Genomic DNA, 14598 nt, shown 5'->3' with positions numbered 1-14598 from the left:
CGAACTGGCCACGCTGATCAACCTGCCGCCGGGCACCGACGTCAAACTGGCGATGCCGGCCGATGACTATCCGATCCCCGAACTCAAGGTGGAAATGGACAGCCTGGAACGCGAAGCCCTGGCCTCGCGCCCGGAACTGCGCGAGCAGGACTACCAGTCGCGCATCAGCGCCGCCGAAACGCGCAAGGCCATGCTGCGCCTGCTGCCGGGCCTGGAGTTCTCCGCAGGCGGCCATTACGACAGCAACTCCTACCTGGTCGACCAGAGCTGGGCCGACTACGGCGTCAAGGTGACCTGGAACCTCTTCAACGTGATCTCCGGGCCTGCCGCGATCAAGGTCGCCAAGGCCGGCGAAGACGTCGCCGCGGCGCGCCGCCAGGCGCTCTCCATGGCCGTGCTGGCGCAGCTCTACGTGGCCCGCGCCAACTACCAGGAAGCCCGCCGGCAGTTCCAGACCAGCGACGAACTGGCCAGCCTCGACGGCCAGATCACCCAGGAACTGCGCAATCGCCATCAGGCCCAGGGCATCGGCGAACTGGAGCTGATCCAGGGCGAGCTGAACAACCTGCAGGCCGACCTGCAGCGCGACCTGGCCTACGCCGAGCTGCGCAACGCCTACGGCCAGGTGTTCGCCAGCGTGGGTCTCGACCCGCTGCCGGCGCAGCTGAAGTCCGACTCGCTCAGCGACATCGGCCAGGGCCTGGCCAGCCGCGAGGCGCAGTGGCAGCGCGGCGAGATCGCCACCCCTTGAGGTGTGCTGACGCCTGAATGAAAAAGCCCCGGCCAGGTGCCGGGGCTTTTTTTACGTTGCGGTTGAGGGGCGCCTACCAGGCCGGGCCTGTTCGATGCCGACTGCTCCTCAGCGCTTCACGCAGACGAACAGCGCATTCCCCGAAGTGCCGCCCCAGGGAGTGATCCGCTCGTAGTCGTGCTCGAAGACCTGCACCTCGAAGAGCGGTTCGAGCAGCCGCTGCAATTCGCCGAAGGTGAGGGCGACCATGGCGTGCTCATCCTGCCAGGACTGGGTTTCATCCGCCGTGGTCTTCTCGATGCTTAACCGCAGAGCCTGCTTTTCGCCTGCGCCGCTGTAGTACCAGCCGGAGCCGAAGGTGAACTGGCTGCCATCGTGCTCCACCGAGTGGCGCACGAAGGAGCGGTTGTCGATCAACCCCTTGTCCACCGTGTTGAAGCACAACACGCCATCGAGCGCGAGCGCTGCATGCACGCTGGCCAGGCACGCGCGCAATTCTTCCAATCCCGGGTTGTAGTGGATCGAGTAGAGGAAGCAGGTGATCAGGTCCTGCGGCTCGTCGACGCGGAAACTCGCCATGTCCTGCCGGCTGAAGTGTGCCTCGGGGCAGCGCTGCTGGGCGATGTCCAGCATGGGCTGGTTGATGTCCAGGCCGGCACTCCGGTAACCGAAGTCGAGGAAGTGGCGCACGTGCGGCCCGGTCCCGCAGGCGAGGTCCAGGTGCCGGCGGCCCTGGTTGCCGAACAACTGGTGCAACCGGCGCACGCAATGGCTCTGCGCCTGATAGTCGATGTCGGCGCACATCAGGTCGTAGTAGGAAGACAGGTCGGTGTACAGCGCGTTGGAGGACATGGGGCAGCCAGAGAGTTCGCCGGAGGTTTCGGCGCGGCATGGTACCTCAGCCGCGCGTGTTGTCCGCGGAAAACGGACTGGCGTGCCTGCTGCTGACTAGCCGTCTTTGCCCCGAGGCGCTGGAGACAGCGCTGCAGGTCGATGACCGCGCGCCGCGCAGGGTTTCGCGGTGGGTGAGCCCAACGGCGAGCGGTAACGGCTGGGGGTGATTCACAGACGTCCGATCCTCATGTTGATCGGCCAGCTGATCGCGTGGCGGGTGGCGGGGTCGCCCCAGCGCTCGGCCATGTCGGCGGCAAAGCGGTGCAGCAGGTCTTCGCGCCCGGCTTCGCGCGCGCTGCGGATGGCCGACCAGGTGGAAACGTAGCCGAGGAATTCCTCGAGGTTCCACGCCAGCTGGATGGCGATCTGCGGGCCTTGCAGCTCGGCGAAGGGAAAGTCGAGGGTTGCGTAGCCGCTGTCCACCAGCTTGCGTTCCGGCGGCCAGAAGGGGCCGATTTCCTGCCAGTAGAACCTCTCGAAACGGGCGCCCAGTTCGCCTTGCAGGCGCAGCACGCCGTAGCTGATCAGCGCCAGGACCGCACCGGGCTCCGCCACCCGGCGCACCTCGGCATAGAAGCGCGGCAGGTCGAACCAGTGTGCGGCCTGCGCGGCGGTAATCAGGCTGGCGCTGCGGCTGAGCAGCGGCAGGTCTTCCGCCGGGGCGCAGGCGTAATTGACGTTTTCCTGCGGCGCCGTGTGGGCGATCTGGTCGAGGCTGGGGTCGAACCCGACCACGGCGCCAAAGTGCTCGGCCAACTGCCGGGTCAACTGGCCGCTGCCGCAACCGACGTCGACCGCCAGCAGCCGGTCCGGAGCCAGCGAGGCCAGGCAGGCCGCCAGTTCCGCCGGGTATTCGGGGCGGAACCGGGCGTAGGCCTGGCCCCCCTGGTCAAACCAGTTTTTCAGTTCCGGGCGCGGGCTATTCATGGTTGGCGGCTCCTGTGGCGAGGCCTTGCTTGATGTCGTGCAGGCGCTGCGCGAATCCCCGTTGCTGCAGTGCCGTGGCTGCCTCCTGAAGGGCGCGGCGCAGTGGGTGGCCGATCTCGCTTTCGAGCTGTTCGATGGCTTCAAAAGTCGCGCGCCAATGGGCGTTGAGCTTGTTCACCAGCCTCTTTCCGGCCGGTGTCAGTTGCAGGACGCTCTTGCGGCCATCTTCGCCACGCTGTCGGGTAATCACCCCGTCCGCCTCCATGTGGCCGACGGTCTGGCTGATCGCCCCCTGGGTCAGATGCGTGCTGGCGGTAATCTCGGTGACGGTCCGCGCACCCGAGCGGATGGCGCGCAATACCGGCGTGTAGCGTGCCCGATAGTTCAGGCCCATCTGCTGGTAATGCTCCTCGGCACCCAGCTCGACCAGCTCGGAGACGTAGCGCAGCAGCTCGCCCAATCCGGGCTCGTTTTTCCGGGTCATTGCAGCATCCTCCAGGCGTTGGTGACAAATTACATTAGCGCTAATGCAATCGGCAAGCCGGGTTCTGCTGCGTAAGGGCGCCAACGGACGCCTGGGTTGCCAGTTCCGGAAGGCCATTCTGCGGCGTGCCGAAAGCCAGGGTCGGCTTGGTCAACGGGAAGGCTGGGTGGCCACTTTCGACAGCGAACGCGGCGCGTGGGTCGGCCACGGTCGGCCATTTTTTTCATTGGGTTCGAACATATTTTTACTAATTTTCCTCGGCGGCGAGCTGAAGCACCATGCGGCCCCATTCGAACAACAACGTCCTTCGAGGCGGCCCAGCAGGAGTGCCCAGGTGCAAGCATTCAATCAGTGGCGGCAGTGTTGCGTAGCGCAGATTTTCATCGGTGACGCGCAGAGCTGAATCCCTCCAGCGGGCGGAGCAGGGGGCTTCGGCCTGGCGGAAATCGCCTGGCACCCGACCGCCACGCAGGAAGCCTCGACCGGCATCGAGCCGTTCCCGTCCCACGAGCGTCAGACGCTCGCCTTCCATGAGTCAGCCATGAAAACAACAACAAGCACTTCCGATACTTCCTTGCCTGCCCATCAACCCCACGGCCCAGCCTCGTCCTCCCGGGCCTTCCGCAAATCGCTGGGCATCCCGGCGCTGGTGCTGTTCGGCCTGGCCTACATGGTGCCGCTGGCGGTCTTCACCACCTACGGCCTGGTGACCCGGATGAGCAAGGGCCACCTGCCGGCGGCCTACCTCTTTACCCTGGCCGCCATGCTGCTGACCGCCTATAGCTACGGGCGCATGGTGCAGGCGCACCCGTATTCGGGGTCGGTCTACAGCTACACGCGCAAGACCTTCGGCGCCGCATTCGGCTTCATGGCCGGCTGGACCCTGCTGCTGGACTACATCTTCCTGCCGCTGCTGAGCTACCTGCTGATCGGCATCTACATGACCGATTACTTCCCCTCCGTGCCGCTGTCGGTGTGGATCCTCGGTTCCATCGCGCTGGTGACTCTGCTCAATCTCGTCGGTATCGAATCGATCACCCGGGTCAACTGGGTACTGATCGTTGCGCAGATGGTGTTCGTGGTGGTGTTCATCGCGCTGTCGCTGAGCCACCTTGGCGCCCAGGCGGAGCCGGTGCCGCTGATCCAGCCCTTCTATGACGAGCACTTCAGCCTGCCGCTGGTGATGTCCGGCGCGGCGGTGCTGTGCCTGTCGTTCCTCGGCTTCGATGCCGTCTCGACCATGGCCGAGGAGACGCCCGAGCCCCGCCGGCAGATTCCCGCGGCGATCATGCTGGTGACCCTGATCGGCGGTGTGCTGTTCATCGTCATGGCCTACTTCGGCCAGCTGGTGTTCCCCCAGTGGCAGGCACTCACCGATGCCGACTCGGCGTCGCTGGACGTGCTGCGCCGCATTGGCGGCGAGTGGCTGGTGACCTTCTTCACCGCTACCTATGTGGCCGGCTGTTTCGCCTCGGCGATGGTCTCCCAGGCCAGCGTCTCCCGCGTGCTGTTTGCCATGGGCCGGGACGGCGCGCTGCCCCGCGTGTTCGGCAAGCTGGTGACGAAGAAGCGCGTGCCGGCGAATGCGATCCTGCTGATCAGCCTGCTCTCGCTGATCGCGCTGTTCGTCACCCTGGATACCGTCGCCAACATGATCAGCTTTGGCGCGCTGTTCGCCTTCTCGGCGGTGAACCTGGCGGTGATCAAGCACTACCTGGTCGATGAGCGCCTCACCGGCAAGGGCAACTACCTGCGCTACGGCGCGCTGCCGGCGGTGGGCTTCCTCAGCACCATCTGGCTCTGGTCGAGCCTGTCGGGGATGTCCTTCCTGATCGGCTTCGGCTGGATGGGCCTGGGCTTGATCTGCCTGGCCAGCGCGACGCGGATGTTCCAGCAGAAGCTGCCGGACCTGAACATGGCGGAGTGAGCGCCAGCCGCAGGGAGCCAGGCGCTGGCTTCCCTGCGCAAAGTGTCGATCACGACAGCGGCCGCTCGCGCGGACCGCTGTCGTCGCTTCAGCCGACCTGCAGCGCACGCGGCCGCTGGCTGCGCTGTTCGTCCTCGCTGGTCGAAGCCTTCTGCAAGCGGAAGTCGAAACTGAGTTCGGCGACACGGCCGGCGATGCCGTGGGCGCTGTTTTCGGCGAAGGTCACCTCGCCGACCAGGCCGTCACGGGTGGCGTAGGCGAAGTCGTCCCACAGGTACTGGTCGCCGGAGAGGTTGATCTGCGTGGTGAGGTGGCGATGGCCCGGCGCCGAGATGAAGAAGTGGATGTGTGCCGGGCGCTGGCCGTGGCGGCCGAGCTGGTCGAGGCACTCCTGGGTCGGGCCGTCGGCGGGGCAACCGTAGCCGCTGGGGACAATACTGCGCGCGCGGTAGCGGCCCTGGGCGTCGGTACGGATGTGTCGGCGCAGGTTGTACTCCGACTGGCTCGGGTCGAAGTAGGAATACAGCCCCTGGGTGTTGGCGTGCCAGACATCGACGATGGCGCCGGCGACCGGCTGGCCATCGAGGTCCAGCACCTGGCCTTGCAGCAGCATCGGCGTACCCGGATCGAGGCCGTCGTCGAGCCGCGCCTCGCCTTCGCACAGCGGCGCGCCGGCCACGTACAGCGGGCCTTCGATGGTGCGCGGGGTGCCGCCGGTATGGCCGGCCTGCTGGTCGCGGGCGTCGTTGAGCAGGTCGAGGAAGTGTTCGATACCCAGGCCCGCTATCAGCAACCCGGCCTCGCCGCGTGCGCCGAGGCGGTTGAGGTAGTCGACGGCGGTCCAGAATTCGTCGTCGCTGATGGCCAGGTCTTCGATCAGCTTTGCGCTGTCCTGCAGGATGCGCAGGACGATCTGCTTCAGGCGCGGGCTGCCCTGCTCATGGGTGAGGCCGGCGGCCTGCTCGAAGAAGCTGCGGACTTCGGCAGTGTGGGAAATCCTTACAGTCATGGGGCACCTCATCGGTCGTTGTTGTTATGGGTGACAGACCGTTGAGCAAATGCAGTGCCATGTTTCCATATTATTGAAATATAAGGAGTTTACTCGCTGGCGGGCGAGACTTTCCCGGCGCGCGGTCGACCATTTGATCAAGGCGCGCCGGGTGCATTGCTCAAATGCTCAAGGGGTGGCGGCCGCGCTGTCACCCGGTGCTTTCTTCAACCGGTAGGCCAGGGCAGGGCGGGTCATGCCGAGCAGGCGGGCGGCTTCGGAGACGTTCTGCCGGCAGCGCGCCATGGCTTCCTGCATCAGGGCTTCCTCCACGGCTTCCAGGCGGATGCCGCTGTCGATGATCTGCGCGATCCAGTCCGGAACGCTCTGCTCGCCGGCCGCCACCAGGCGCCCGTCGCTGCCCAGGCCGATGCTGTCGGCGGGCGGCGGAGCGTGGGGGAAGAGGGCGTCCAGGCCGATGCTCTGGTTCTCGTCGGTGATGATCACGCCGCGTTCCATGAGGTTTTCCAGCTCGCGGATGTTCCCCGGCCAGTCGTGGTTCAGGCAGGCCTCCAGGGCCCGGTCGCTGAGGCCGCGGGTCTTCTTGCCGTAGCTTTCGTGCAGGCGCCCGAGGAAGTGTTCGATCAGCAGTGGGATGTCTTCGCGGCGGTCGCGCAGGGCGGGGATGTGTACCGGGAAGACGTTCAGCCGGTAGAACAGGTCGGCGCGGAAACGCCCCTGCTTGACCGCCTGCTCCAGGTTCTCGTGGGTGGCGGCGATCACCCGTACGTCGATCTGCCGGGTGCGCGTGTCGCCGACACGCTCCAGCTCGCCTTCCTGCAGCACGCGCAGCAGGCTGGCCTGGGCGCGGGGCGTGAGCTCGACGATTTCGTCGAGGAACAGGGTGCCGCCATGGGCTCGCTCGAAGCGCCCCATGCGTGATTGCTGGGCGCCGGTGTAAGCGCCTTTCTCGACACCGAACAGCTCGGCCTCGATCAGGTCCGGCGGGATGGTCGCGCAGTTCAGCGCAACGAAGGGGCCGCCGGCGCGCTCGCTGCGCAGGTGCAGGCTGCGCGCGATGACTTCCTTGCCGACCCCGGTCTCGCCCAGCAGCAGCACCGAGGCCTTGCCCGGCGCGACCTTGTCGATCAACGCGCAGCAGCGGCGGTACACCGCCGCCTGGCCGATGCCGTAGAACTGCCCGGCTTCCTGCTGCAGGCGCTGGCGCAGGTTCGCCACCTGTACCTGCAGGGTTTGCAGTTCGTCGATGATCGGGTCGCTCTGGAAATAGCGCAGGAAGGTCTCGGCGTCTTCCCATTGCTCCACCGGCTTGCCGACGATACGGCACTGGGAGTCGCCGCAGCCGCGGCAGCTGACCTCCTTGTAGAGCACCTGGCGGCCGAGGAAGAACGAGCTGTAGCTGATCGCATAACCCAGCAGCATCCAGCAGGTCGGCTGGTCGGAGTGGAGGTTTTCCAACTGGCAGTTCTCCACCTCGAAGCTGTCCTGCCATTCGATGTCGGCGTAGAAGTGACCGTTCTCCAGGTCGATCTCCAACTGCAGCGGGCGCACCTTGACCATGCCCTTGAGCGAGTGCAGCTGCGGGCCGATGAAAAACATCTCCACCGGGTTGCCCTGCGGGCGCAGCTTGCGCGCCAGCTCCGCGTCCCGCAGGCCGGACTGGTAGCCCAGGCGCAGGAAGAAGCCCTTGGCGCGCTCGACGCCGAGCATCTCGATCAGCTCGCGGCGCATGCCGGCCATCATCGACGCCTGCACCAGCAGCATGCGCTGCTCGTCCAGCCAGATCTTGCCCTCGGTGCCGAGGAAGCGGACCCGTTCGGTGAGGTCCTTCAGCGCCGGTGCGGGCTCCGGCGCCCTGTACTGCGTGATCATCGGTTGCGCCCCTTGGTTGTAGTTGTATGGGGTGGCGGCACGCTCCGCCCAGGCAATGGCGGGGTGTGGTACGTGCCGGGACGACCTCGGCGAATCAGGCAAGGCGCGGGTCGTTCTCTCTTCTTTCTAAGCCGCCTGAAAGCGGGCGAAAAGTCAATCGGGCAAGGCATTCGCCATTTGCTCCAGCGGCCGGCCGGCGATTGAGCAAATGATCAATCCGGGCCGGCGCAAACGGTTCGCGTGGTGGCTGCGGATTGCCTTGTACTCGTCCTGTTCGATTGAAATAACTCCTTTTAAATCAATTTGTTGAGCGTTTGATTGAGTGCTTGCGAACGGGCCTGGCACAGCCGTTGCTCTGGTCCTGGCGAGCCCACCGGAGCACGCCCCATGACCTCAGCCAGCACTTCCTTCGAGCAGATGCCGCGTTACGTCCGCGTACGCAGCGAGCCGGACGCCACCTTCGTCGAGTTCGACTTCGCCATCGGCTATCCGGACCTGTTCGTCGAGCTGGTCCTGCCGCGTGCCGCCTTCGCCAGCTTCTGCGAAAGCAACCGGGTCCGCCACATGGACGCGACGATGGCCGCCGCCGTCGACGCTGACATGGAGAAGTGGCGCTACGGCGAGAGCCGCGGCCAGGACGACTGACGCGCGTACCCGCCGCGCGTCGCTTTCCCACAACAACAAGTACAGGACGCCTTGCATGAGCATCGAGATCAAGACGGCCACGGTCGAGCCGATCCGCCAGACCTTCAGCCATACCCGCCGGCGCTTCGGCGACAAGCCGGCCAGCCGCTACCAGGAAGCCAGCTTCGACATCGAGGCGGCCACCAACTTCCACTACCGTCCGCTGTGGCAGCCGGACAAGCTGCTCAACGACCCCACCCGCACCGCCGTGCGCATGGCCGACTGGTACGCCGTCAGCGACCCGCGCCAGTACTACTACGGCGCCTACGTCCAGGCCCGCGCGCGGATGCAGGAGAACGCCGAGCATGATTTCGCCTTCTGCGAGAAGCGTGAACTGCTGGCGCAGCTGCCCGAGCAAAAGCGTGCGCTGATCGCCCAACTTCTGCTGCCGCTGCGCCATGCCGAGCTGGGCGCCAACATGAACAACAGCGGTATCGCCGCCGACGCCTTTGGCACCAGCGTCACCCAGATGCACATGTTCCAGGCCACCGACCGCCTGGCCATTGCCCAGTACCTGTCGCGCATCGGCCTGCTGCTGGAGGACGACGGCCTGGCGCTGCTGGCCGAGACCAAGCAGCGTTGGCTGGAGGAGCCGGCCTGGCAGGGCGTGCGCCGCTACGTCGAAGACACGCTGGTAGTGCGCGACTGGTTCGAGCTGAGCCTGGCGCAGAACCTGGTCAGCGACGGCCTGCTCTACCCGCTGCTGTTCGAGCGCTTCGACGCCCAGCTGGTCGCCGAGGGGGCAGGGCAGGTGGGCATGCTCACCGAGTTCATGCGCCTGTGGTTCGCCGAGAGCCAGCGCTGGGTCGACGCCCTGGTCAAGACCGTGGCCGCCGAGAGCGAGCCGAACCGCCAACTGATCGAAGGCTGGGTCGCCCAGTGGCGTGCCCGCGCCCTGGAAGCTCTTGCCCCATTGGCAGAGATCGGTCCCGGCCGCGAGGCCCTCGATGCCATCGACAACGCCTTCGGCGCCCGCCTGAAGAAACTTGGCCTGACCGGAGCCGCCGCATGACTTCCCTCGTCTACATCGCCTTCCAGGACAACGACGCCGCCCGCTACATCGTCGAGGCCATCGTCCAGGACAACCCTCACGCCGAGGTCCAGCACCAGCCGGCGATGATCCGCGTGCAGGCCGAAGGCCGCCTGGATATCCATCGCGCCACGGTGGAGGAAAAGATCGGCCGCGAATGGGACGTGCAGGAAATGCTGATCGACGTGATCACCCTCGGCGGCAACGTCGAGGAGGACGAGGACCGCTTCGCCCTGCACTGGAACTGATCCGTACAACGACAAGAATCCGGAGACCCACCATGGCCGCCAAACGCCTGAACCAGAAAGACAAGTACCGCTGCCTGACCCGCGACCTCGGCTGGGAGCCGAGCTACCAGAGCAAGGAAGACATCTACCCCTACGAGCGCTTCGAGGGCATCAAGATCACCGACTGGGACAAGTGGGAAGACCCCTTCCGCCTGACCATGGATGCCTACTGGAAGTACCAGGCCGAGAAGGAGAAGAAGCTCTACGCGATCTTCGACGCCTTCGCCCAGAACAACGGCCACCAGAATATTTCCGACGCCCGCTATGTCAACGCGCTGAAGCTCTTCCTGTGCGGCGTCACGCCCCTGGAGTACCAGGCCTACCAGGGCTTTGCGCGGGTCGGTCGGCACTTCGGCGGCGCCGGCGCGCGGGTCGCCTGCCAAATGCAGGCGATCGACGAGCTGCGCCATGTGCAGACCCAGGTTCACGCGATGAGCCACTACAACAAGCACTTCAACGGCCTGCATGATTTCGCCCACATGCACGACCGCGTGTGGTTCCTCTCGGTGCCCAAGTCGTTCTTCGAGGATGCCCGCACCGCCGGCCCGTTCGAGTTCCTCACGGCCATCTCGTTCTCCTTCGAGTACGTGCTGACCAACCTGCTGTTCGTGCCTTTCATGTCCGGCGCGGCCTTCAACGGCGACATGGCCACCGTCACCTTCGGTTTCTCGGCGCAGTCCGACGAGGCCCGGCACATGACCCTGGGCCTTGAGGTGATCAAGTTCCTGCTGGAGCAGCACGAGGACAACGTGCCCATCGTCCAGCGCTGGATCGACAAGTGGTTCTGGCGCGGCTACCGCCTGCTGACCCTGGTCGGGATGATGATGGACTACATGCTGCCGAACAAAGTCATGTCCTGGGCCGAGGCCTGGGAGGTGTACTTCGAGGAGGCCGGCGGCGCGCTGTTCAAGGACCTGGAGCGCTACGGCATCCGCCCGCCCAAGTACGTCGAACAGACCACCATCGGCAAGGAGCACATCACCCACCAGGCGTGGTCGATCTTCTACCAGTACAGCCAGGCCACCAACTTCCATACCTGGGTGCCCACCGACGAAGAGCTGGACTGGCTCTCGGCCAAGTACCCGGACACCTTCGACCAGTACTACCGCCCGCGCTACGAGCACTGGCGCGACCTGCAGGCGCGCGGCGAGCGCTTCTACAACCCGACCCTGCCGATGCTCTGCCAGATATGCCAGATCCCCCTGGCCTTCACCGAGCCGGACGACCCCACGACCCTGAGCCACCGCAGCGTGCTGCATGAGGGCGAGCGCTATCACTTCTGCTCCGATGGCTGCTGCGACATCTTCACCTTTGAACCGGAGAAGTACGTGCAGGCCTGGCTGCCGGTGCACCAGATCCTCCAGGGCAACTGTGGAGGCGGCGACGTCGAGGCGGTGGTGCGCGACTACTACAACATCGCCCCCGGCCAGGACAACTTCGAGTACCAGGGCTCCCCCGAACACCAGCGCTGGCAGGACCTGCAGGGCGCCACACGCAAGACCGGCTGAACCGCAGCGGGGCGCGCAGGCCGCGCCCCGCTTCCGACAAGAACAAGAGGAACATCGCCATGTCCGTGATCGCCATCGGCACCTACACCGCCCAGCCCCTGGACCGCCAGGCCAACTTCCACGGCGCGCAGCTGGTCTACCTGTGCTGGGAAAACCACCTGCTGTTCTGCGCGCCCTTCACCCTGCCGGTGAACCCGACTCAGCCGTTCGCCGAATTCGTCGAACAGGTGGTCAAGCCGGCCATCTCGCAGCACCCGGATGCCGCGCAGGTCGACTTCGCCGCCGCCCAATGGCGCCTGGACGACCAACCGTTCACCCCTGACCCGGTACGCGGCCTGACCGACAACGGTGTCGCCCACAAGAGCCTGCTGCACCTGCACACCCCCGGCCTCGAAGGCCTGGGCGGCAGCCGCAACTGAGGAGCGCCGCCATGAGCTACCAAGTCACCATCGAACCCACCGGCGAACAGATCGAGGTGGAGGAGGGCCAGACCATCCTCCAGGCCGCCCTGCGCCAGGGCGTCTGGCTGCCTTTCGCCTGCGGCCACGGCACCTGTGCCACCTGCAAGTGCCAGGTGCTCGAAGGCGAGGTCGACCTCGGCGCCGCTTCGTCCTTCGCGCTGATGGACATGGAGCGCGACGAGGGCAAGGTCCTCGCCTGCTGCGCCATCCCCCGCAGCGACCTGGTGATCGAGGCCGATGTCGATGTCGACCCGGACTTCGCCGGCCACCCGGTGGAGGACTACCGTGCGGTGGTCACCGGCCTGGTGGAGTTGTCGCCGACCATTCGCGGCGTGCACTTGAAGCTCGACCGACCGATGGCCTTCCAGGCCGGGCAGTACGTCAACCTGCAGCTGCCGGGTATCGAGGGCACGCGGGCATTCTCCCTGGCCAATTCGCCGGACCGCCCGGACGAAGTGGAACTGCATGTGCGACGGGTGGAGGGCGGGGTCGCTACCGCGCATATCCACCAGCAATTGCAGGTGGGCGACGAGCTGGAACTCTCCGGCCCCTATGGCCAGTTCTTCGTGCGCAGCTCGCAGCCCGGCGACCTGATCTTCATCGCTGGCGGTTCGGGGCTTTCCAGCCCGCAGTCAATGATCCTCGACCTGCTGGCGCAGGGCGATACGCGGCGCATCACCCTGTTCCAGGGCGCCCGTACCCTCGCTGAACTGTACAACCGCGAGCTGTTCGAGGAACTGGCCGCCCGCCACGCCAACTTCACCTACGTGCCGGCCCTCAGCCAGGCCGCCACGGATGCCGAGTGGAGCGGCTACCACGGCTACGTCCATGACGCCGCCCGGCATCACTTCGACGGTCGCTTCAGCGGACACAAGGCCTACCTGTGCGGGCCGCCGCCGATGATCGACGCGGCCATCACCTGCCTGATGCAGGGCCGCCTGTTCGAGCGCGACATCTTCATGGAGCGCTTCTACAGCGCCGCCGATGGCGCTGGCGAGAGCCAGCGCTCGGCGCTCTTCAAACGCATCTGATCAAGCACATCCGAACCCGTAGCACCCGGCACCTCGCATGAGCGGGGAGCCGGCGTGCGCCCGACCGATAACAACAACAAAGGTTGACCCGATGACTCCCACCCTTGCGAACCTGCTCCGCCTCACTGCCTGCGCCACGCTGTTCGGCGCCGCCAACCTGTCCCACGCCACCGAGGGCGGTGGCACGTCCTACCCGCTGGGCGCGGAGAACTACATGTCCGGCGCGATGCCACCGCCGGGCTTCTACGGTCAGCTGTTCGTCAACCACTACGAGGCCGACAACCTGCGCGGCAATGACGGCGAAAAGCTGCCGGTGGACTTCAGCGTGCGCGCCAACGCCATCGTTCCCCGGCTGATCTGGGTCAGCGACTACAGCCTGCTGGGCGGCAGCTTCGCGCTGCACGCCATCGTCCCGCTGGTGGACGTGAAGGTGAAGCTCAATGGCCAGTCGCAGCGCAACAGCGGGCTGGGCGACGCGATCTTCGGCCCGGCCCTGGGCTTCCACCACAGCGACAAGTTCCACAGCATCCTGGCCTTCGACATGATCGCCCCCACCGGCCGCTACGATAAAAACGACCTGGCCAACCCCGGCCGCAACTACTGGGTGTTCGAGCCGGTGTATGCGATGACCTACGTCGACCCCGCCGGGCTCAATGCCGACGCCAAGGTGATGTACGACTTCAACCGCAAGAACCCCGACACCGATTACCGCTCGGGGCAGGAATTCCATGTCGACTACGCGGTGGGTTGGGGCTTTGGCAATGGCTGGGTGGCCGGCCTGGGCGGCTACTACTACCGGCAGACTACGGATGACCGCCAGGACGGCGAGCGCATCGAGGACAACAAGGGCCGCAGCTTCGCCGTCGGCCCGTCGATCAAATACAGCGGCAACGACGGCTGGTTCGTCACCGCCAAGTGGTCGAAGGAAACCGAGGTGCGCAACCGCGCCCAGGGCGACGCGTACTGGGTCAAGCTGACCGTGCCGTTCTGACGGTCCCCGCCACGCTGCAACCTGAAGTGCGGCGGGTTCGCCGCCTTCAAGCCGGAGCAGTACGGAGTCCGGTGGTGCGAGTTCGAGGGGGCTGGCCGGGTGACTTGCAGGTGCGCCAGCTGCCTCAGGCCTTGTACGACGGTCTGACGCCCTGAGCTGATATTGATGCTACCGTTGACGTGGCTGAGGCTCGATCATATCGTTAATCATGTTAATTAAATCTCATGATAACGAGAGCGGCAACATGACCAGCGTCATCCATGTCGAGATCAGCTGGGGCGACTGTGACCCGGCTGGGATCGTCTTCTACCCGAACTACTTCGCCTACTTCAACCGCGCTACCGATGCCTTCTTCGACGGTCTCGGCGTGCCCCTGAGCGAGGCCATGAAGCGCCACGGCATCCTCGGCTGGCCGATGCTGGAGACTCGCTCGAAATTTCTCAGGCCCAGCCGGTTCGGCGATCTTCTGTCCATTGAAACCAACCTGGTGCGCCTCGGGCGTAGCAGCTTCGGGCTGCGCCACCGGCTGCGTGGCGCCGACGGCGAGCTGCGCGTGGAAGGGCATGACGAGCGTGTCTGGGCGCGAGACGAAGCGGGTGTTCTGCGCGCCGAGCCGATTGCTCCTCTCGTGCGCGAACGGCTCATGGCGGTGCTGTTGACTTGCGATAATAGTTAATTGACATAACTAAAATTCCCGCATAGCTTGTTTTCCACCAAGCACAACAAGAGCAAAAGGTGAGAC

The 14598-nt window shown here is 65.6% G+C and carries 15 protein-coding genes; 10 read left to right on the top strand and 5 right to left on the bottom strand.

The features are described 5' to 3' along the window. The coding region (locus tag CTR55_RS03115) for a TolC family protein (protein WP_296284083.1) at positions 1-751 on the top strand (751 nt) is incomplete at its 5' end. Between the two features lie 108 nt (positions 752-859). On the opposite strand, the gene CTR55_RS03110 is transcribed toward CTR55_RS03115, so the two are convergent. From CTR55_RS03110 to CTR55_RS03100, 3 genes are all read right to left on the bottom strand, one after another. Further along, positions 860-1603: a class I SAM-dependent methyltransferase gene (locus CTR55_RS03110; RefSeq protein ID WP_296284082.1), complete on the bottom strand. Its 744-nt coding sequence runs from the start codon at positions 1601-1603 to the stop codon at positions 860-862. A gap of 210 nt (positions 1604-1813) precedes the next feature. Next, positions 1814-2572, bottom strand: coding sequence for a class I SAM-dependent methyltransferase (locus CTR55_RS03105; protein WP_296284081.1), 759 nt, complete (start codon positions 2570-2572; stop codon positions 1814-1816). After that, a complete protein-coding gene (locus CTR55_RS03100) occupies positions 2565-3056 on the bottom strand; it encodes a MarR family transcriptional regulator (protein WP_296284080.1) in 492 nt (163 codons plus the stop codon). Before CTR55_RS03100 ends, CTR55_RS03105 begins: the two co-directional genes overlap by 8 nt. Before the next feature lie 541 nt (positions 3057-3597). On the opposite strand from CTR55_RS03100, the gene CTR55_RS03095 reads away from it, so the two are divergent. After that, on the top strand, positions 3598-4983 hold the full coding sequence (locus CTR55_RS03095; protein ID WP_296284079.1) for an APC family permease: 1386 nt from the start codon (positions 3598-3600) through the stop codon (positions 4981-4983). Positions 4984-5071: 88 nt separating this feature from the next. Here the strand turns inward: CTR55_RS03095 and catA are convergent, their stop codons facing one another. Together catA and CTR55_RS03085 are read right to left on the bottom strand one after the other, a co-directional pair. After that, positions 5072-5992: a catechol 1,2-dioxygenase gene (gene catA / locus CTR55_RS03090; RefSeq protein WP_296284078.1), complete on the bottom strand. Its 921-nt coding sequence runs from the start codon at positions 5990-5992 to the stop codon at positions 5072-5074. Positions 5993-6160: 168 nt separating this feature from the next. After that, on the bottom strand, positions 6161-7864 hold the full coding sequence (locus tag CTR55_RS03085) for a sigma-54-dependent Fis family transcriptional regulator (RefSeq protein ID WP_296284077.1): 1704 nt from the start codon (positions 7862-7864) through the stop codon (positions 6161-6163). A 387-nt stretch (positions 7865-8251) separates the two neighbouring features. Between CTR55_RS03085 and CTR55_RS03080 the strand changes: the two genes are divergently transcribed. From CTR55_RS03080 to CTR55_RS03045, 8 genes are all read left to right on the top strand, one after another. Further along, positions 8252-8509 carry a phenol hydroxylase subunit gene (locus CTR55_RS03080; protein ID WP_296284076.1) on the top strand — a complete coding sequence of 86 codons (258 nt, stop codon included), beginning with the start codon at positions 8252-8254 and terminating at the stop codon, positions 8507-8509. A gap of 55 nt (positions 8510-8564) precedes the next feature. Then, a complete protein-coding gene (locus tag CTR55_RS03075; protein ID WP_296284075.1) occupies positions 8565-9560 on the top strand; it encodes an aromatic/alkene monooxygenase hydroxylase subunit beta in 996 nt (331 codons plus the stop codon). Next, positions 9557-9826, top strand: a complete 270-nt coding sequence (locus tag CTR55_RS03070; protein ID WP_254476350.1) for an MmoB/DmpM family protein — start codon at positions 9557-9559, stop codon at positions 9824-9826. The genes CTR55_RS03075 and CTR55_RS03070 overlap by 4 nt, the downstream gene beginning before the upstream one ends. Before the next feature lie 32 nt (positions 9827-9858). Continuing rightward, the gene (locus CTR55_RS03065) at positions 9859-11373 is read left to right on the top strand and encodes an aromatic/alkene/methane monooxygenase hydroxylase/oxygenase subunit alpha (RefSeq protein ID WP_296284074.1); all 1515 of its coding nucleotides are present in this window, start codon (positions 9859-9861) and stop codon (positions 11371-11373) included. 59 nt (positions 11374-11432) lie between these two features. Further along, the gene (locus tag CTR55_RS03060; RefSeq protein ID WP_296284073.1) at positions 11433-11792 is read left to right on the top strand and encodes a phenol hydroxylase subunit P4; all 360 of its coding nucleotides are present in this window, start codon (positions 11433-11435) and stop codon (positions 11790-11792) included. Between the two features lie 11 nt (positions 11793-11803). After that, positions 11804-12865: a phenol 2-monooxygenase domain-containing protein gene (locus CTR55_RS03055; RefSeq protein ID WP_296284072.1), complete on the top strand. Its 1062-nt coding sequence runs from the start codon at positions 11804-11806 to the stop codon at positions 12863-12865. Between the two features lie 91 nt (positions 12866-12956). Further along, entirely contained in the window at positions 12957-13856 is a 900-nt protein-coding gene (locus CTR55_RS03050) for a transporter (protein WP_296284071.1), read from the top strand. A 244-nt stretch (positions 13857-14100) separates the two neighbouring features. Further along, positions 14101-14532, top strand: coding sequence for an acyl-CoA thioesterase (locus CTR55_RS03045; protein ID WP_296284070.1), 432 nt, complete (start codon positions 14101-14103; stop codon positions 14530-14532). Positions 14533-14598 lie beyond the last annotated feature (66 nt).

It is taken from the genome of Pseudomonas sp. (assembly GCF_002796985.1).
GTDB lineage: Bacteria > Pseudomonadota > Gammaproteobacteria > Pseudomonadales > Pseudomonadaceae > Pseudomonas.
The sequence above is the reverse complement of the archived record's forward strand: the minus strand, read 5'-3'. Positions and strand labels throughout refer to the sequence as shown.